The organism is Rhizobium sp. PL01, from assembly GCF_033447125.1.
GTDB lineage: Bacteria > Pseudomonadota > Alphaproteobacteria > Rhizobiales > Rhizobiaceae > Pararhizobium.
The window spans coordinates 91,369-110,095 of record NZ_JAWQUM010000013.1 but is presented as its reverse complement, the minus strand read 5'-3'; the positions used below and the strand labels follow the sequence as shown (position 1 = coordinate 110,095).

Genomic DNA, 18,727 nt, shown 5'->3' with positions numbered 1-18,727 from the left:
TACTGGAATTGGCGTCACTGTCCGCCGCAGGTGCAGACATGCTCCTCAGTCGCGCCACACTCACCTGCCAGACGACCGATCTCGATCCGCCAGACCTGCGGACCTTCCTCGACATAACCCCAGGAGAACTGACCCGGATAGCGGATCTCCAGCTGGTAGTGCAACGGACGCGGCGCGTGATCGCTGACGATGAAGAAGGAGGCCCCGGGAACAAGCGCATCAATCATCCCGAAAATCGTCGGATGGCGTTCGTGCGGCTGGATGGTTCGCACATCGATCACAGGCTTTGAGTTGGCGTTGGTCTCGGTGTTGGGCATGGGGTCTCTCATCATGGCCGCATAACATCGTTCCCAAGGGAGCACGGCCGACCCTTGGGAGGGAGGCACCAACATTAAGGCAGGTTGCAGCATCCCAACTTGTCGAAGCGCAAACAATTTGCCGAACCGCAATTCAATGCCATCCGCTGCTCCTGGCCCGTCATGAAATAGGAAGCGCGCGCAGTAGCTGCAGACAGGCGATCAATTGTCCGGCAAAGGCCTGAGCCCGCAGGCGCCGCTGTTCTACTTTCTCGCGCTCGGCCAGGTCGAGGTAACAGTCGAGCAAGAATTCACTGAGTGATACCGCTTGCTCCGATACCGGTTCGGGAAGGTTGTCGAACAGAGGCGTGCCGACAAACGCGCTCGCTGTCATCACCGCGGCACGGTTTCGCGCCTCACCGGCAAGCGCGAGAAGCTTTTCGGTCGGTGCCACGCCGGGTACCGCCGCAATCCGCCCGAGGTGGGCGGCCAGCCGCGCCTCGAGCATCGGCAGATCGCCCTGTGTGGCTTTGGGCGCGGCCTTGCGCCCTGCGTGAAAGGCCAGCCGGCGTTCACGGCGCAGCGTGGCGACATGGCCCAATTCCTCCTTCGCCATGCGCTCCGCCGCAACCTGGATGTACTGCGACGGCGCATGCGCCGCGACATAGGTCCAGAAGACAAAGGCCCGTTCCTCGTTGCGCACGGCCATGGAGAATGCTCGGTACGCGCTCAGAAGCTCGGGCGCCACGACACCGGCTCCCTCGTCGTCGAACGATGCTTCGGGCGCCAGCACAGGTATGGTGGCAATCTCGCCGCCGCTTTCGGCGCGCCATCTGTAGATGTTGTCGAGATGTCCTTCCTCTTCTGCGACCAGCCGGTCGAATACTACGGCAATATCAGGACGGTTTTCGGCCAGCATCCTTGCGGCCAGGGCCACGTAGCCGGCCACCGCTTCCTGTTCCATGGCCTGTGCAAGCGCGAACAGTTCCGGCATGGATTTCACCATCCACACTTCCTGCGTCGTTTCCAGCATTTTCGGTCCTCTTGATTGGGTGTCAACGCCGGCGGAGGTGCGCCGAGCCGCCAATAGCTTCTCAATACAAAAACATTCACCGATCGTATTTGATTTAGAACAAAGAGTTATTGGGTGTCATTGTGTAGTTGTCCGGCTGATTGCACCGATTTGCCGACTAGACGGAACCCAATGTCCCCAATCTCGCTCTACAATAGGCCTCGCAGCCTCCTGCCCTTTCTGGCAGCGCTTCTGATCGCCCTGGCGATGGCGTTGCCCGCCTTTGCGGCTGCACAACTGCCCGCCTATCTGCAGAAAGCGCAGCCCGGCGAGCTGTTTGAAGGCGCCGACCGTTTCGGCGAGCCGGCGGGAGAGCCGCCGATTGCGCCGGTTTACCGGGGTGCGGATCTGGTAGGCTATGCCTATCTCAACTCCGATGTTACCAGTTCGGTCGGCTATTCCGGAAAGCCCATCCACATCATCGTGGGCATCGATCCCGAGGGGGTGGTACGCGGCTTCAAGCTTATCGACCACAAGGAGCCGATCGTCCTGATCGGCATTCCGCAGGCCAAGGTGGTCGCCGCCCTCAATTCGATCCTCAATAAAAATATGGCGCGTGTCGCTTCCGGCGCCGAGCGACCTCCGCAGGTGGATATTGTTAGCGGCGCTACCGTGACCGTGCTGGTCATGGGCGATAGTGTAATCCGCTCGGCCGTGAAACTGATCCGCACCAACCGGCTGAAGGACGGCATCCGCGCACCGGCAGCGGTGGCAGCTGACGTCAAGACAGTCAATATGTCAAAGACCGATATCGCCGATTGGCAGACACTTGTCGGCGATGGTTCGGTGCGCAGTCTGCGCATGACTGTCGGTGAGGTCTCCGACGGGTTCCGGCAAGCCAGTCACGCGGACGCCGCGGACAGGCCTGAGACCCCACAGGCCGACGATCGGTTCATCAATCTCTACATTGCGCCCGTCAGCATTCCGGCGATCGGCAAAAGCTTGCTGGGTGAATCGGGCTATCAGCGACTGGCAAGCCGGCTGAAGCCGGGACAGTCGGCCGTGCTCGTGGCCGGCGACGGCGCTTATTCGTTCAAGGGCTCCGGCTATGTGCGCGGCGGCATTTTCGACCGGATCGAGCTTTTGCAGGACGGCCAGGGGCTGCGGTTTCGCGATCGTGACCATACAAGACTACCCACACTGGCAGCACAGGGCGCGCCGCGGCTTCGCGACATTGCCCTCTTTACCATTCCTGTTGATTTCGGCTTCGATGTCACCGAGCCCTTCGAGCTACAATTGCTGGTGCAGCGCAGTATCAATACGCATGATAAGGCGGTCATTCCCTACATGCTCGGCTACAATCTGCCTTCATCCTATGTGAGCGTCGAAAAGACCGTGGTTGCCGAGCCGGCAGCGGAAACGGCGCCTGAAGCCCTGCCGTCCACCACGCTTGCGCCAATGGAGGACCAGGCGCTCTGGATCAGCATTTGGCAGATGAATCGAGTGTCGATCGCCATCACCGTAACCGCCCTGCTTGTCCTCACCGCGATCTTCTTCTTCCAGGATTGGCTGGTCAAGCGGCCGGCGATGTTTGGCTGGATCCGACGCGGCTATCTGCTTTTCACGCTGGTGTGGCTCGGCTGGTATGCGAACGCCCAGCTTTCGGTCGTCAATGTTCTGACCTTCGTCAATTCCCTCATCACCAACTTTAATTGGGAGTTCTTCCTGGCCGCGCCGCTGGTCTTCATCCTGTGGGCCGCGGTCGCTGCAGGCCTTCTGTTTTGGGGGCGCGGCCCGTTCTGCGGCTGGCTATGCCCGTTCGGCGCACTGCAGGAACTGACCAACAACGTCGCCCAGTGGCTGAAAGTACCCCAGATCCGCCTGCCCTGGGGCCTGCACGAGCGGCTGTGGCCGATCAAATATGTCATATTCCTTGGGCTTTTTGGCCTGTCCTTCTATTCGCTGGCGCTCGCCGAAATGTTTTCCGAGGTCGAACCGTTCAAGACGGCGATCGTGCTCAAATTCGCCCGCGAGTGGCCCTTCGTCCTGTTTGCCATAACACTGCTGTCGGCCGGGCTGTTCATCGAACGCTTCTACTGCCGCTATCTCTGCCCCCTCGGCGCGGCGCTGGCCATCCCCGGCCGGATCCGGATGTTCGAGTGGCTGAAACGCTATCCCGAATGCGGCACGCCCTGCCAGCGCTGTGCCAAGGAATGTCCGGTGCAGTCGATCCATCCGGAGGGCCAGATCAATGTCAACGAGTGCATTTACTGCATGCACTGCCAAGAACTCTACCACGACGACCATCGCTGTCCGCACATGATCCAGGTGCGTCTGAAGCGCGAGAAATTTATGGCGCTGTCCACCCCCGCATCACGCGGGGAGGCACCGCCAAAAACCATCGTCACTCACAACGGTGTGCCCATCAAACCTACCAATACCACGACGGGCGCCCCGCTTTGACACGACCGACCAAGGAGAGAGACTATGTCTGAAGAAAATCAAGTACGCCTGAACAGGCGACAGATGCTGGGATCCACGGCTTTCGTAGCGGCAGCGGGTGCGGCCACCGTCGGCGGCGCGCTCAGCCTGACCGGCGGCGTAGCGACACCGGCGCTGGCAGCCGAGGGCGCGATCTATGAAGTCAAGCCCGGTGAACTCGACGAATACTACACCTTCTTCTCCAGCGGCCAGTGCGGTGAAGTCCGGATCGTCGGCGTACCGTCAATGCGCGAACTGATGCGCATTCCGGTGTTCAACCGCTGCAGCGCCACCGGGTGGGGCCAGACCAACGAGAGCCGCAAGATCATGACCGAGGGTCTGCTGCCGGAAACCATCGAGTTCCTTGCCAACCGCGGTGGCGCCTACGACAATGGCGACCTGCACCACCCGCACCCGTCGTTTACCGACGGCACCTATGACGGCCGCTATCTCTATGCCAACGACAAGGCCAATACCCGCGTCTGCCGCATCCGCCTCGATGTGATGAAATGCGACAAGATCACCGAACTGCCCAACCAGCACACCGTCCACGGCCTACGGGTGCAGAAGTATCCAAAGACCGGCTATGTCTTTTGCAACGGCGAGGACGGGGTCCCGATCCCCAATGACGGCAAGATCCTCGACGATCCGAAGCAGTATCAAGCGATCTTCACTGCCCTTGACGGCGAAACGATGAAGGTCGCCTGGCAGATCATGGTTGACGGCAACCTCGACAATGTCGATGCCGATTACCAGGGCAAATACTGCTTCGCTACCTGCTACAATTCAGAGGAAGGCATCAATCTTGCCGAGATGATGGCTAACGAGCAGGATTGGGTCGTAGTGTTCGATCTGAAGCGCATCGAGGAAGGTGTCAAGAAAGGCGACTTCAAAACCATCGGTGGTGTCTCCGTGCTCGATGGTCGAAAAGGCTCCCCCTATACGCGCTACATCCCGGTATCCAACAGCCCGCACGGGATAAACACCGCCCCCGACGGCATCCATGTGGTGGCGGCCGGCAAGCTGTCGCCGACGGTCACGGTGTTCGACGTGCGCAAGTTCGACGACCTTTTCGCCGACAAAATCAAGCCGCGCGACACCGTTGTCGCTGAGCCGGAACTGGGCCTCGGGCCGCTGCACACCGCCTATGACGGCAAGGGCAACGCCTTCACCACCCTGTTCATCGACAGCCAGATCTGCAAGTGGAATATCGAGGACGCCAAGCGGGCTTTCGCCGGCGAAAAGGTTGATCCAATCAAGCAGAAACTCGATGTGCACTACCAGCCAGGTCACAACCACACTTCCATGGGCCAGACCAAGGAAGCCGATGGAAAATGGCTGATCTCGCTGAACAAGTTCTCCAAGGACCGATATCTCAACGTCGGTCCTCTAAAGCCGGAGAGCGATCAGCTTATCGACATTTCCGGCGACCAGATGGTTTTGGTGCATGACAACCCGACGTTTGCGGAGCCACATGACGCCACGATCGTGCATGCCTCCAAGATCAACCCGGTCAGCCTGTGGAGCCGCGACGACCCGTTCTTCGCTGATGCGGTCGCCCAGGCAAAACTCGACAACATCGATCTGCTGGTGGATTCGGAAATCATCCGCGACGGCAACAAGGTGCGCGTCTACATGACGTCGGCAGCACCAGCCTTCGGCCTCGACAGCTTCGACGTCAAGCAGGGCGACGAGGTTACGGTCTACGTCACCAATATCGACGAAGTCGAAGACCTCACGCACGGTTTTGCCATCGTCAACTATGGCATCAACATGGAAGTGGCGCCCCAGGCGACCGCCTCGGTCACCTTCAAGGCAAGCAAGGCCGGTGTCTACTGGTACTATTGCTCGTGGTTCTGCCATGCAATGCACATGGAAATGAAGGGCCGCATGCTCGTCGAGCCGAAGAGCGTATGATGCACCTGCGTCTCGCGGCAACGGCGATCGGAATGGCGGCCCTCGTGGCCGCCATTCCTGCCATGGTCTGTGCAGCCGATCGCACCGTCACTGTAGCCGAAGCTGGATCCCTACAGGTGATCCTCAACGCGGCTTCGCCTGGCGATATCATTACCTTGGAAGCCGGGGAATACGCGGCGCCTATTACCATCGACAAGGCCGTAACCCTTGCCGGAAGGCCGGGCGCTGCAGTCGTCGGTAATGGCCATCGCAGTGTCATCACCATTACCGCGCCAGGTGCCGCCGTGCGTAGCCTCGTCATTACTGGCTCTGGCACGGACCTGACGACCCTGGACTCAGGGGTGTTCGCGCAAAAGACCGCAACCGGCGCTCAGATTGAAGACAATGTCATCACCGGCAATCTATTCGGCATCTACCTACACGGCGCGGTCAATTCTCTGGCGCGTGCCAACCGCATAACCGGGCTGACGGAGGGCCCCAGAGGCTCGGCCGGCAATGGTGTCACCGTGTGGAACGCACCGGGCGCCAAGGTTCTCGACAACGACATCCGATCCGGGCGCGACGGCATCGCCACCATGGCCAGCAAGCGCAATGTGTTTCGCGGCAACCGCTTCCGCGACCTGCGCTTCGGCATCCACTATATGTATACCAACGACAGCGAGATCGCCGACAACATCTCGACCGGCAATTCCGTCGGCTATGCCATCATGTTTTCAAATCGCCTCAAGATCACGGGGAACCTTTCCGAGGGTGACCGCGATCATGGCCTGCTGTTGAATTCCGCCAATGGCTCGATCATTACCGACAATACCGTGATCGGCAGCCTGCAGTCGGTCGATCGCTGGCTGACGGCTGGAGCCCACTCCGCCGACCTCGGTGTTCCCAAGAGCATCGACGCGGCATCGAAGGCTGGCGACCTCGGCGGACTGCGCCTTGGCCCTGAAAAATGTGTCTTCATCTACAATGCCAACAAAAACAAGTTTTTCGACAACCGCTTTGAGGGTTGCGCCATCGGCATTCATTTCACGGCCGGATCGGAAGGCAATGCCATGGCCGGCAACGCCTTCGTCAACAATCGTAACCAGGTCAAATATGTCGGTACGCGCTACATGGACTGGTCGAAGGACGGCCGGGGTAATTATTGGAGCGACAACCCCGCCTTCGACCTGAACGGCGACGGCATAGGCGACAGCCCGTACCGCCCGAACGATCTGATCGACCAGGTGCTATGGACCTCGCCGCAGGCCAAAGTGCTGACCAGCAGCCCGGCCGTTCAGGTCATTCGCTGGGCGCAGGCACAGTTTCCGGCGCTATTGCCAGGCGGCGTGGTGGACAGTCATCCACTAATGGTGCCGCCGGCACGAAAGGTTGGAAGGCAGTGACGGAACCGACAGTCATCATCTCCGGCGCAGCCAAGCACTACGGCAAGGTTGACGCGGTCAGGGGTGTTTCCTTCACACTCAACGAAGGCGAAACCGTCGCGCTCGTTGGCCATAACGGTGCCGGCAAGACGACGCTGATCAAGCTGATGCTTGGCCTGATCCGCCCGAACGAGGGAACGGTGCGGGTTCTTGGTGAGGATCCCGCGACTGGGAACTTTGCCGTTCGTCAACGGCTGGGCTATCTGCCAGAAAGCGTTTCCTTCCACATGGCGCTCACGGGCCGCGAAACGCTCGGGTTCTACGCCCGCCTGAAACGAGTGGACATTGCCGAAACACACGCACTTTTCGAGCGCGTCGGGCTTGCTCCGACCGCTGTGGATCGCCCTGTGCGTACCTATTCCAAGGGCATGCGCCAAAGGCTCGGTCTGGCGCAGGCGTTGCTTGGTCGACCCCGCGTGCTGTTGCTCGACGAGCCGACCAGCGGGCTCGACCCGGCGCTGCGGCGCAATTTCTACGACCTGGTCGCCGGCTTGCGCTCGACGGGCACCACCATTCTTCTCTCCTCGCACGCCCTGACCGAACTCGAGGACCGCGCCGATCGCGTCATCATCCTCAATGGCGGACTGAAGACGGCGGACGGAACGCTCGAGGATTTGCGCCGCATCGCCCGCCTGCCTACCCGTATCGGAATCACCCTGGCGGAGGCCAAGGACCCGGCAGACTGGGGGGCCGGCGGCGCCAACTGGAAAAAGGCCGGCGACCGGACCTTCGAAGCGGCGGTTCTGCCGGAAAACAAGATTGCCCTTCTGCGAGAGGTGACCGCCAATCCGGACGTCATTACCGGCTTGCATGTCATGGAACCCTCGCTTGATGATCTGTATGCGCATTTCCTCGCCGGACAGGTGACAAAACAATGAAGAATATCCTGATCATCGCCGCCAAGGAAATCCAGGAAGGGATGCGCAACCGCTGGGTTTTGGCAACCACCCTGCTTCTGGCGGCTCTCGCCTTGACCCTGTCGTTTCTTGGCAGCGCGCCGACCGGCAATGTCGGCGTCGATCCGCTTGATATCATCGTCGTCAGCCTTTCGAGCCTCACCATCTTCCTGGTGCCGCTGATCGCTCTTGTGCTCTCGCACGACGCCATCGTCGGCGAAATGGAGCGTGGCACCATGCTTTTGCTGTTGAGTTATCCGCTCGGCCGGCGCCAGGTAATCTTCGGGAAGTTCTTTGGCCATCTCGCCATCCTGTCGTTTGCCACCCTGTTCGGTTATGGGGCGGCGACCATCGCGCTAGTCTTGACAGGAACGGCGATCAGCGGCGACAGCCTTGGAGCCTTTGCCGCCATGATCGGCTCCTCTATGCTTCTCGGTGCTGTCTTCATCGCTATCGGCTACCTGATCAGTACGATTGCCGCCGAGCGCACCACCGCGGGCGGCATCGCCATCGGCATCTGGCTGTTTTTCGTGCTGATCTACGACATGGCCCTGCTCGGTGGCCTGGTCGCAGCGGAGGGAAAAGCCCTGCCGGCAGGATTGCTGGACCTGTTGCTGATCTTCAATCCGACCGATGCCTACCGGCTTCTCAACCTGGGATCGGGCGGCGCCGGCGCACTTGCCGGCTTGGGCGGCCTTTCCAGTCATACTGCGCTCAGTCCGCCGATCCTGTTGTTGGCACTTTTCGTCTGGGTCATCGTACCACTCACGCTCGCCACCACGATGTTTTCGAGGAGAGAATTATGATCCGTGTCGCATTGGCGGCCCTCCTGCTCGCCGCTTTGCTGGTGACGGGATGTGAAGATAAGGAGCAGGCAAGCATGCCGGCACCCTACCCGCTGACTGCAGATGCAATGGGACGATACTGCGGCATGGACGTGCTGGAACATGCGGGTCCTAAGGGTCAGGTCATCCTTGACCTGATCCCCGAGCCGATCTGGTTTTCCTCGGCACGCGACGCCATCGCCTTCACCATGCTGCCGGAAGAGCCCAAGGACATCGCTGCGATCTACGTTTCGGACATGGGCAAGGCACCCAGCTGGGAAAAACCCGGGTCTGAAAACTTCATCGATGCCCGCACCGCCATTTATGTCATCGAGAGCTCGTTGCGCGGCGGTATGGGGGTCCACGAAGCGGTGCCGTTTTCAATCAAAGACGATGCCGATGCTTTCGCGGTGAAAAATGGCGGAAAGGTTGTTCGGTTCGAAGACATGCCTGAGGACTATATACTCGGGAGTGACACCGAACCGTCGCCCTCCGGCTCGCAGCTGGCCCCGCTCGATTCGGACGTAAAGGGACACGAACATGGCTGAATCAATCCGTCGCCGCCGCGCGATTTGCATCATGGCTGCCGCAGCCGGGCTGCCGCTCTTAGGTGTTTCAAGTGCAGCAAGGGCGACAGCGCAGCCTTTGGTTTGGACCGGGCAGGCTCTCGGCGCGTCCGCGACGATAATCCTGAACATAGAGGATCGGGACAAGGCGACGCGGCTGATACGCCATGTGGTTGCCGAGGTGTCGCGGCTGGAAGATGTCTTCAGCCTCTACCGCCCCCATTCCGCACTGAGCGAACTGAATCGAACAGGCGCGCTGGCCGCCCCGCCCCCCGAGCTGGTGGCACTGCTGGAGGCGAGCCGGGGCTGTTATGACGCAACCGGCGGCCTCTTTGATCCCACGGTTCAGCCGCTGTTCGCTCTTTACGCCCGGCATTTTTCCAGGCCAAAAGCCGATCCCGGCGGGCCATCACGGAAGGCATTGAACACCACTCTGGCCTTAGTCGGCCTCGACGGAGTGCTAGCCAACCGTGACCGCGTTGTCTTTACCCGCCCCGGCATGGCGTTGACGCTCAACGGCATCGCCCAAGGCTATATCACCGACCGCATTGTCGAGTTGTTGCGAATTGAAGGCATTTCTAGCAGCCTGGTCAACATGGGCGAGGACCGCGCCATAGGCGCAAAGCCCGACGGCAGCGGCTGGCGGATCGGACTCGCCCTGACCGAAATGGCTGGCGAACCGAATGCGGTCGTGACAATCATTGACAGGGCGGTCGCCACCTCCAGCGCCGCCGGCTTCCATTTCGACGCCTACGGTCACTTCGGCCATATCCTCCATCCGCGCCTGGGCGCGATGCCGGAACGGTTTGCCCGCATGACGGTGGTAGCCAGCGATGCAGTGACCGCAGATGGCCTGTCGACCGCTTTTAGCTTGATGACAGAGGACGAAATCAGGGGGCACGCCAGAATGAGGCCGGACATCACCGTCGATCTTGTGGCACTCGGAGGGGGTTCCACACGCTTTGGTCATAGCCCGTGAGCAGTGGTTCAAATGGCCGCTGGCCGAGTCCTCGGTAGGCTCCAGTATCGGGCATGGGCGGACGAAGCATGACCAACGCAACTTTCTTGAAGGTTCGGTTGAAGTCGTATCAAGTTCATAGCAGCAACGGCATATATTTTGCACCGCAGTCTGTTTCTGACGACGTTCCATCCCTCATGTGGCGTGACCACCCTGAACGACTGCCGCGTCATTTTATATCGGTGAAATTTTGGTATTGACTTCAATGGCTAAAGGCAGATGGTCCGGTCGTTGGCGAGTTCCCAGTTGCCATTTTTGGATTCTCAACGGCTGACCGTAACAGCCGTCAACTGGTTCGGATTTGGAAAACCGGGAAATCGGAAAAGGAGGGTATTACATGGGACAATTGACTGCCGATGAGCGCATGTACGGCGCCGGCATCCTGATCGCAATGGCGATCGTCGGAATCGCGATGGCCGCAGCCGGGCGCGCCGATGCGCTTGGAGTCCACGGGGTCATCGTCCTTCTCTACAGTCTCTTGCTACTGTATTTCCTTATGTCAGGCAGCTTTGGACCTGAGCCCGATCCCGCCCGGTTTAGCCGCTACTATGATGATCCGATCAAAGTCGGCGTCGGCCTCACTCTGGGGTGGGCGATTTTCGGAATGTTCGTCGGTGTATGGGCCGCGTCGCAGTTGGCGTGGCCAAGTCTGAATTTCGAAACATCCTGGGCAAGCTTCGGACGAATTCGTCCAGCACACACCACTGGCGTGATCTTCGGCTTTGGCGGCAACGCCTTGATTACGACCTCTTACCACGTCGTCCAAAGGACATCGCGGGCACGTCTTGCGGGACAGCTTTCTCCTTGGTTCGTGCTGCTGGGTTTCAATCTGTTCTGTCTTATCGCCGTTTCAGGCTATTTCATGGGCGTGACGCAGTCCAAGGAATACGCCGAAGCGGAGTGGTACGCGGACATTTGGCTTGTCGTTGTCTGGGTGACCTATTTCATCCTTTTCGTCAGGACGCTCGCACGCAGGAAAGAACCCCACATCTACGTCGCCAACTGGTATTATCTGGCGTTCATCCTCGTGGTCGCCATACTTCATATCGTCAACAACCTCGCGATACCGCTTTCGCTTGCCCATTCCAAGAGCTACACGGTATGGGCTGGTGTACAAGACGCCATGGTGCAGTGGTGGTACGGCCATAACGCGGTCGCCTTTTTTCTGACCGCCGGCTTTTTGGGGATGCTGTACTACTACCTTCCCAAGCGGGCAGAGCGTCCGATCTTTTCCTACAGGCTTTCAATTCTGAGTTTCTGGGGGATAACGTTCTTTTATATGTGGGCCGGATCACACCACCTCCATTACACGGCGCTGCCGCATTGGGTTCAAAACCTCGGAATGACTTTCTCGGTGATGCTACTCGTTCCATCCTGGGCTTCTGCTGGAAACGCCCTACTCACATTGAACGGCGCATGGGACAAAGTACGCGACGACGCTACCCTGAGGTTTATGATGATGGCGGCGTTCTTCTACGGACTGTCCACATTTGAGGGGTCGTTCCTTGCGATCCGACCCGTTAACTCCCTTTCCCACTATACTGACTGGACCGTCGGTCACGTGCACGCGGGCGCGCTGGGATGGGTCGCCATGATCACGTTTGGCGCCCTTTACACGCTTGTGCCGTCAATCTGGAAACGCGAGCGAATGTACTCTTCCGCACTCGTTGAAGTTCATTTCTGGCTCGCCCTAATCGGCACGCTGATCTATGTCTTCGCGATGTGGAACTCCGGCATCATCCAGGGCCTGATGTGGCGGACCTACTCGGCGGACGGCGCGTTGGCCTATTCATTCGTCGATTCGCTGGTAGCCATGTACCCCTATTACATAGCGCGAGCCTTCGGTGGGCTGCTGTTTCTGCTTGGAGCGCTCGTCGCGAGCTACAACGTGTGGATGACCGTGAGAACACCTCAGCTCGCTTCGGAGAAATCCAGCGATGACGTACCGATTGGCCCCGCCTCTGTCGATGGCGCAGCGACGTCCCCAGCGGAGTAGGATCATGACCGAACTGAAGCACAGAAAACTAGAACGGTCAGCGACAGCGCTCATGCTTGCGATTATTGCTGCTGCCAGTGTCGGCGGAATCGTTGAAATCGCACCATTGTTCACAATTGACGAAACCGTCGAAAACGTTGCCGACATGCGACTTTATACGCCCCTCGAGCTCTCTGGGCGAGATATATTTGTTCGTGAAGGCTGTTATGCATGCCACAGCCAAATGATCCGTACACTGCGCGACGAGGTGGAGCGATACGGCCCTTATTCTCTTGCCGTAGAATCGCAATATGACCACCCCATGCTTTGGGGTTCCAAACGTACAGGTCCAGACCTTGCGCGGATCGGAGGCAAATACTCAGATGTCTGGCATGTGGCCCACCTTAACGATCCTCGCTCTGTTGTTCCTGAATCGAACATGCCATCCTACAAATGGCTCGGCACTTCGGCACTGGACATGGAAGAGCTACCGTTGAAGCTTCGGGCGCAGAGGGCGGTGGGCGTTCCTTACACCAATGACATGATTCTCAACGCAAGTGCCGACGCATACGGACAGGCGCTGCCTGACAGTCCCCAAGCCAGCGGAGTGACTGAGCGCTACGGCGAGGCAACGCAGGTCTCGGCATTTGACGGGGTGACAGCAGGCGTGAGCGAAATGGACGCGTTGGTGGCCTATCTGCAGGTCTTGGGCCAACTGACCAACGCGGCGTATGAAAACACAGCCGCGCCCGAACAAATGCCTGACCCAAACAACTGAGGAGCGTCCCATGGAATTCAGCCATGAAACCTTGGTCGGAACCGCAAAGTCCTGGGGCCTCTTTTACCTCATCGGATTCTCGATCTGCGTGCTGATCTATACTTTTTGGCCGTCCAACAAGGAACGGTTCAAAGACGCGCAGGAGCACGTATTTGACAAGGAGGACAGGCCTTGGACGTAGAAGAAATCGACCCGGTCACAGGCCGGAAGACAACAGGTCACATCTGGAACGGTATTCGAGAACTCGACACTCCGATTCCCCGCGGTGTGCTTTTGTTTCTGATCGCCACCCATCTGTTCGCAGTGCTGTGGTGGTTCCTCATGCCAACTTGGCCACTAGGTGCGACATATACCAAGGGGCTCCTCCATGAGGATCAGCGGACTGCGGTCGAAGCAAGCCTGCGTGAAGGTGAAAGCGCAAGAGCCGGATGGATGGACAAGGTTAAGTCCATGTCATTCGACGAGATCCGCGCGGACGAGAAATTGATGGCCACGGTCCGATCGAGCGGTCATCAGCTTTTCGGAGACAACTGCGCGGCCTGTCATGGCCGGGACGCAAAGGGGGGAAGCAATTACCCCGACCTCACAGATGATGACTGGATCTGGGGCGGCGGGCCTGAAAAAATCGCCCAGACCCTAACGGTCGGCGTAAACTCGGGCCATCCGGACAGCAGGGTTGGCCAAATGCCCGCTTTCGGACGCGATGAGATGCTAGACCGCCAACAGGTCAGCGACGTCGCGGCTTATGTGCAGTCGCTGAGCGACCCGTCGAAGTCGACGGCCGAGAATATTGAGGAGATAGACAAGGGCCGCGAGGTTTTTCAAACGACGTGCGTCGCCTGCCACGGGAAAGAAGCAAAAGGTGACCCGGAACTGGGAGCGCCCAACCTTACAGACCAGCATTGGATTTACGGTGGCAGTCTCCAGACGATCATCGATACCATTCACGGCGGCCGCGAAGGCCACATGCCGACTTGGGACGAGCGTCTTACTCCAGTGGAGATCAAGGTCTTGGCACTCTACGTCAACTCGCTCGGTCAGATGGAGCCGTGAATGCTTCAAGTCGAGACGCGGAAAAAACTTCGCCCAATATGGTTCCTGGTCGCCGCGGCGGCCGTGCTGTTCTTTGGCGCGAACATACATCTGCTTTACGTCGCGATATCGAGCCAGCCAGATTGCGTCGCCCATCTTAAAGACAGGGGTGACGAGCCTGGGAAATTCCGTGCCGCCAAACCCGCATGTTAAACAGGAATGACGAACATGATTGCGAATGAGCACTCTCCGCTGTTGGTCTCCGAGGTCTCTGACATCGAGGAAACCCGTAATGCCAAATGGAAGCGCAACCTCTCCCTTGATGCACCGTTCAGGTGGCTACAACTCGGGTGGCACGACCTATGGACGGTTCCAGTGCCAAGTCTCATTTATGGTTTTGTCGTCTGTATCGCCTCTATCGTGTTCATCGCCTACATGTTCTACACCGGACGGGACTACTTCCTGTTCCCGGCACTGGCCGGTTTCCTTATTGTCGGTCCTATAGTGGCGGCTGGCCTTTACCTTAAAAGCCGCAGTCTGGGCCGGGGAGAAGCTGTCTCGCTGCGTTCCATGATAGCCGTTCATCCCAGAGCTGGAGCGCAAGTGTTTTTCACCGGAATGCTGCTCGTGATGCTCATGTTGCTTTGGATGCGCGCTGCCGTATTGGTGTATGCCCTCTTCTTCGGGATCAGTCCTTTTCCCGGCTTTGACCACATGGTGGAAATGTTGATCACGACACCGACAGGTTGGGCCATGCTGATTGTCGGTGCTGTGATCGGTTCCCTGTTCGCCGGGTTTGGGTTCGCTATAAGCGTTTTCTCCATACCTATGCTGGTCGATCGTAGAATAGACGCCTTTACGGCGATGGGCGTCAGCACGGCTATGGTGTGGAACAATCTTGGACCAACCCTGCTTTGGGGAGCTGTCGTTCTAGCGCTATTTATCGCGTGCCTTGCTTCAGGGCTTCTGGGGCTGATTATTATCTTTCCCTGGCTTGGCCATGCCACCTGGCATGCATATCAGGAAATGAGGTAAGGTATGAGCTGCTGCGCCGCAGGTCTAGGATCGCTCCAAGCCGTGCAACCCGATGGGTCTAGCGTGCATGAAGTCGGCCTAGCGAGTCGCGTACTGGAGGGCGACGTTCGCCAGACAACGCTCTGTGTGCCTGAAATGCATTGCGCACTGTGCATGCAGACCGTCGAGAGAAAACTCTCGGAGATTGACGGTGTCCAATTTGCGCGCGTCAACCTCTCCACCAGAAGGGTTACGGTCAACTGGCAAAGCCAGGATGGAACCCCGCCAAACCTGATAGAGACCTTGGAAAACGCCGGATATCTGGCGCATCTACCCTCTTCGGAGGTATCGGAAGACGACCAGACCCTCGACTTTTTGATCCGCGGATTGGCTATCTCCGGCTTCTGTTCGATGAACATCATGCTCCTGTCGGTGTCGGTCTGGTCAGGCGCAGACCCTCTTACCCGCCATACGTTCCATCTGTTGTCCGCTCTTCTTGCTGTACCCGCAATTCTGTACTCGGGCAGTGTATTTTATCGGTCCGCCTGGAAATCCTTGGCGCACGGTCGCCTGAATATGGATGTTCCGATCAGTGTGGGAGTGCTGCTTTCCTTTGCCCTAAGCGTGTATGACACCTTTGTTCACGCTCCCAGCGTCTATTTCGAAGCTGGCACTTCGCTTGTCTTCGTGCTGCTCGCCGGGCGTGCGCTTGATCAGATGATGAGGAAGAAGGCGAAATCTGCCGTGGCGGCGCTATCGCGACTGATGCCACAAGGGGGGAACCATTATGGGGAAAACGGGGCGATGGAGTATGTCGCCGTGTCCGACATCGTCACCGGAATGCGTCTCCTCGTTCCGCCGGGCGAACGGATTGCGGCAGACGGCGTGGTCCTCTCGGGAGTTGGAGATGTGGATGCATCGTTGATTACGGGCGAGAGCATGCCAAGGCGGATAGAGCCAGGTACAATCGTATATGCGGGCGAACTCAATCTCGGCCAGCCGATCACCTTGCGAACGACGACAGCTGGAACGGACTCGACTCTTTCGGAGATGAGCCGCATGCTTCAGGCTGCGGAAGATGGGCGGGGCCGATATGTTCGATTAGCGGATAGGGCGGCGGGTCTGTATGCGCCGCTCGTCCACGGCTTGTCCGCCATGGCTGTCATCGGCTGGTTGGCCGCGACGGGCGACCTGCATTTGGCACTCACAATCGGGATTGCCGTACTTGTCATCACATGTCCATGCGCGTTGGGCTTGGCCGTTCCCATGGTGCAGGTTGTTCTCGCCCGCCGTCTTTTTGACCAGCGTATAATCGCCACGGACGGATCATCCTTCGAGCGGCTCGGTGAAATTGACACCGTAGTGTTCGACAAGACAGGAACGCTGACGACCGGAACGCCCTCACTGCTAAATGGAAATGAAATTGATGATGAACATCTCGCGCTCGCCGTTCAGATGGCGAGCCATTCGCAGCACCCTCTTTCCATCGCGATATTCACGGCTCGGGGGGAGACCGCGCCGTATAGTACGCTGCCTCTTTGCGACGTCAGAAACTTTCCAGGTCTCGGTGTAGAGGCCTCGTATGGGAAAGATGTCTATCGCTTGGGCAGACCCGACTGGGACTGTGTAAGTGAAGGCGATAACGGCTCCACAACTTCGATTCTTTCCAAGAACGGCAGGTTTATCGCCCGGTTCGCGTTCGGCGAAACTATCCGACCAGGAGCGCACGATCTCGTCAAATATCTCGCCGATAGAGGTCTGGGCATTTGCATTTTGTCGGGGGACTCAGAGGCGGCTGTCAAGGCGGTAGCGACTGCGTTAGGCATTGAGGACTACCGAGCCCGCCTTCTTCCCGGTGACAAAATCACGGCCGTAAAAGCCTTTCAGTCGGATGGCAAGAATGTCCTTATGATCGGCGACGGTGTCAATGACGCAGCTGCATTAAAGTGTGCTCACGTCTCAATGGCTCCGTCTTCCGCAAGCGAAATCGGTCGCGCGGGAACGGATTTCATCTTTCAAGGGGAAAGTTTGGCCGCCGTATCGGCAACATTGGAAACCGTGATGCGTGCAAACGGAATTATCCGGCAGAACTTCGGGCTTGCCATCTTATACAACGTGGTCAGTCTCCCGATCGCTCTAGCAGGACTTGCCACTCCTCTGATGGCTGCAATTGCGATGTCAACGTCGTCGATTATCGTGGTTGCGAACGCGCTTCGACTGCGCAGCGGAGAGATCAAAGATACGAGTATGCATCGCGCACCGTCTCGGCACTTGGCGGAGCCGGTCCTTTGACGGCCATGAGTGTCCTTGTTCCGCTTTCAATCCTTATGGGTGGGGCCGGCGTCGCGGCATTTTTATGGTCTATGCGTACGAAACAATATGAAGACCTGGACGGCGCGGCTGAAAGAATACTTTTCAAGGACGAGGACGACACGATCGGGTGATCGACAGCGGGTGCCTTTCTCTAACGCGAAACCAGAACAAGGAGTGATCTATGCAAAACCTTGAAAACGATGTGACCGCACGTGACATGGAATCCGCGCCACGTCTTCGTGTAGTGGACCCTTCCGATGCGGTCACTGGAATAGGGGTTCTATTCGGAATTATAGGTGTCGTTATCGGAGTTGGCGCAGCCGCGTACCTCACTCCGCAACTTAGTTTGATTCTCGTCGCCTACTGTATAGTCGGAGCTCTTTCCGGAGGCTCCGCAGGCGTCGTTGTCGGAGGGCTGATTGGAGCGGTCTTGGCGGTCGTGAGAGGGGTCGTGAGATAGCGGACCTGCGCGAGGTCCGACCCTTTTGCTACGGCGTAGACCGGCAGAAGCGCGGGCCTGATCTGTCTCATCCAGCAGTTGCGGCCGACCTTGCGAGCCCTAATCTTACTGCGTCACAAAATATTGGAGTCTATCGATCATTGGCCGCTGCAACATGGACATCTCTCAGAGTTGGGCTCGAAAAGGTTTCAACGATATCCGTATCTTGCCAGCCGTCTGGTGAGCATTCGGATATGAGCGATGGTTATCCAGGCTTCTGCTGAAGCGATGGATGTCTCAAAGTCCCTGGCCAACCTTCTGCATCGTCCCAGCCACGCGAAAGTCCGTTGAACGACCCACCGGCGCGGCAGGAGTTCAAAGCCCTTGGCCTTGTCGGAACGCTTGATGATTTCGAGTGTCCATTTGCCGATTTTCTGCAGCCGCTTTTTCAGTTTGTCGCCCGCATAGCCGCCATCGGCGAAGACATGTAGGAGCCACGGCCATCGGTTGCGGATGGATTTCAGGGGTATTGCCAAGTTGTTTGACCCCGACGTTTCGGTTATCGAGACGACATGAGATTGCCGAGCACTTTACCCCGTCTGAAGGGGTTTCGTTTTCCGCGTGAAGTTGTCGCCTACGCGGTCTGGGCCTATCATCGTTTTGCTATGAGCACGGCCGATGTGGAAGACCTTCTCGCTGAACGCGTTTTCGTGAGCAGGGTGCGGATTCCGCTCTGAAGCCGGCC

16 protein-coding genes and 2 pseudogenes are annotated in these 18,727 nt (G+C 58.4%); 15 read left to right on the top strand and 3 right to left on the bottom strand.

Translation table 11 applies throughout. The features are described 5' to 3' along the window. Positions 1-14: 14 nt before the first annotated feature. Together R6X40_RS26200 and R6X40_RS26195 are read right to left on the bottom strand one after the other, a co-directional pair. Entirely contained in the window at positions 15-317 is a 303-nt protein-coding gene (locus R6X40_RS26200) for a DUF2249 domain-containing protein (protein WP_318417498.1), read from the bottom strand. 160 nt (positions 318-477) lie between these two features. Further along, a complete protein-coding gene (locus R6X40_RS26195; protein WP_318417497.1) occupies positions 478-1,329 on the bottom strand; it encodes a ferritin family protein in 852 nt (283 codons plus the stop codon). 171 nt (positions 1,330-1,500) lie between these two features. Between R6X40_RS26195 and R6X40_RS26190 the strand changes: the two genes are divergently transcribed. The 14 genes from R6X40_RS26190 to ccoS all read left to right on the top strand — a co-directional run bounded on the left by R6X40_RS26190 (position 1,501) and on the right by ccoS (position 17,674). Next, on the top strand, positions 1,501-3,771 hold the full coding sequence (locus R6X40_RS26190; protein ID WP_318417495.1) for a 4Fe-4S binding protein: 2,271 nt from the start codon (positions 1,501-1,503) through the stop codon (positions 3,769-3,771). Positions 3,772-3,795: 24 nt separating this feature from the next. Further along, a complete protein-coding gene (gene nosZ / locus R6X40_RS26185) occupies positions 3,796-5,706 on the top strand; it encodes a TAT-dependent nitrous-oxide reductase (RefSeq protein WP_318417493.1) in 1,911 nt (636 codons plus the stop codon). After that, positions 5,703-7,088: a nitrous oxide reductase family maturation protein NosD gene (locus tag R6X40_RS26180; protein ID WP_318417491.1), complete on the top strand. Its 1,386-nt coding sequence runs from the start codon at positions 5,703-5,705 to the stop codon at positions 7,086-7,088. Before nosZ ends, R6X40_RS26180 begins: the two co-directional genes overlap by 4 nt. After that, positions 7,085-8,005, top strand: coding sequence for an ABC transporter ATP-binding protein (locus tag R6X40_RS26175; RefSeq protein ID WP_318417489.1), 921 nt, complete (start codon positions 7,085-7,087; stop codon positions 8,003-8,005). Before R6X40_RS26180 ends, R6X40_RS26175 begins: the two co-directional genes overlap by 4 nt. Then, positions 8,002-8,829 (top strand): ABC transporter permease, encoded by an 828-nt coding sequence (locus R6X40_RS26170; protein ID WP_318417488.1) that lies wholly within the window; start codon positions 8,002-8,004, stop codon positions 8,827-8,829. The genes R6X40_RS26175 and R6X40_RS26170 overlap by 4 nt, the downstream gene beginning before the upstream one ends. Continuing rightward, entirely contained in the window at positions 8,826-9,395 is a 570-nt protein-coding gene (locus R6X40_RS26165) for a nitrous oxide reductase accessory protein NosL (RefSeq protein WP_318417486.1), read from the top strand. The genes R6X40_RS26170 and R6X40_RS26165 overlap by 4 nt, the downstream gene beginning before the upstream one ends. Next, positions 9,388-10,392, top strand: coding sequence for an FAD:protein FMN transferase (locus tag R6X40_RS26160; RefSeq protein WP_318417484.1), 1,005 nt, complete (start codon positions 9,388-9,390; stop codon positions 10,390-10,392). The genes R6X40_RS26165 and R6X40_RS26160 overlap by 8 nt, the downstream gene beginning before the upstream one ends. Before the next feature lie 376 nt (positions 10,393-10,768). Then, the gene (gene ccoN, locus R6X40_RS26155; protein ID WP_318417482.1) at positions 10,769-12,427 is read left to right on the top strand and encodes a cytochrome-c oxidase, cbb3-type subunit I; all 1,659 of its coding nucleotides are present in this window, start codon (positions 10,769-10,771) and stop codon (positions 12,425-12,427) included. Positions 12,428-12,431: 4 nt separating this feature from the next. Continuing rightward, positions 12,432-13,184, top strand: coding sequence for a cytochrome-c oxidase, cbb3-type subunit II (gene ccoO / locus R6X40_RS26150; protein WP_318417480.1), 753 nt, complete (start codon positions 12,432-12,434; stop codon positions 13,182-13,184). Between the two features lie 10 nt (positions 13,185-13,194). After that, positions 13,195-13,365 (top strand): cbb3-type cytochrome c oxidase subunit 3, encoded by a 171-nt coding sequence (locus R6X40_RS26145; RefSeq protein WP_318417478.1) that lies wholly within the window; start codon positions 13,195-13,197, stop codon positions 13,363-13,365. Beyond that, positions 13,356-14,237 (top strand): cytochrome-c oxidase, cbb3-type subunit III, encoded by an 882-nt coding sequence (gene ccoP, locus R6X40_RS26140; protein ID WP_318417476.1) that lies wholly within the window; start codon positions 13,356-13,358, stop codon positions 14,235-14,237. Before R6X40_RS26145 ends, ccoP begins: the two co-directional genes overlap by 10 nt. A 207-nt stretch (positions 14,238-14,444) precedes the next feature. Next, entirely contained in the window at positions 14,445-15,251 is an 807-nt protein-coding gene (locus tag R6X40_RS26130; RefSeq protein ID WP_318417473.1) for a DUF2189 domain-containing protein, read from the top strand. Positions 15,252-15,404: 153 nt separating this feature from the next. Then, complete coding sequence (locus R6X40_RS26125; RefSeq protein ID WP_318417471.1) at positions 15,405-17,522, top strand: heavy metal translocating P-type ATPase; 2,118 nt, start codon at positions 15,405-15,407, stop codon at positions 17,520-17,522. Next, on the top strand, positions 17,519-17,674 hold the full coding sequence (gene ccoS / locus R6X40_RS26120) for a cbb3-type cytochrome oxidase assembly protein CcoS (protein ID WP_318417469.1): 156 nt from the start codon (positions 17,519-17,521) through the stop codon (positions 17,672-17,674). Before R6X40_RS26125 ends, ccoS begins: the two co-directional genes overlap by 4 nt. Before the next feature lie 517 nt (positions 17,675-18,191). On the opposite strand, the pseudogene R6X40_RS26115 reads toward ccoS, so the two are convergent. Then, a pseudogene (locus tag R6X40_RS26115) lies at positions 18,192-18,506 on the bottom strand (transposase); the annotation flags it as partial. A gap of 48 nt (positions 18,507-18,554) precedes the next feature. Here R6X40_RS26115 and R6X40_RS26110 point away from each other — a divergent pair. Beyond that, positions 18,555-18,686 (top strand): annotated as a pseudogene (locus tag R6X40_RS26110) (IS6 family transposase); the annotation flags it as partial. Positions 18,687-18,727 lie beyond the last annotated feature (41 nt).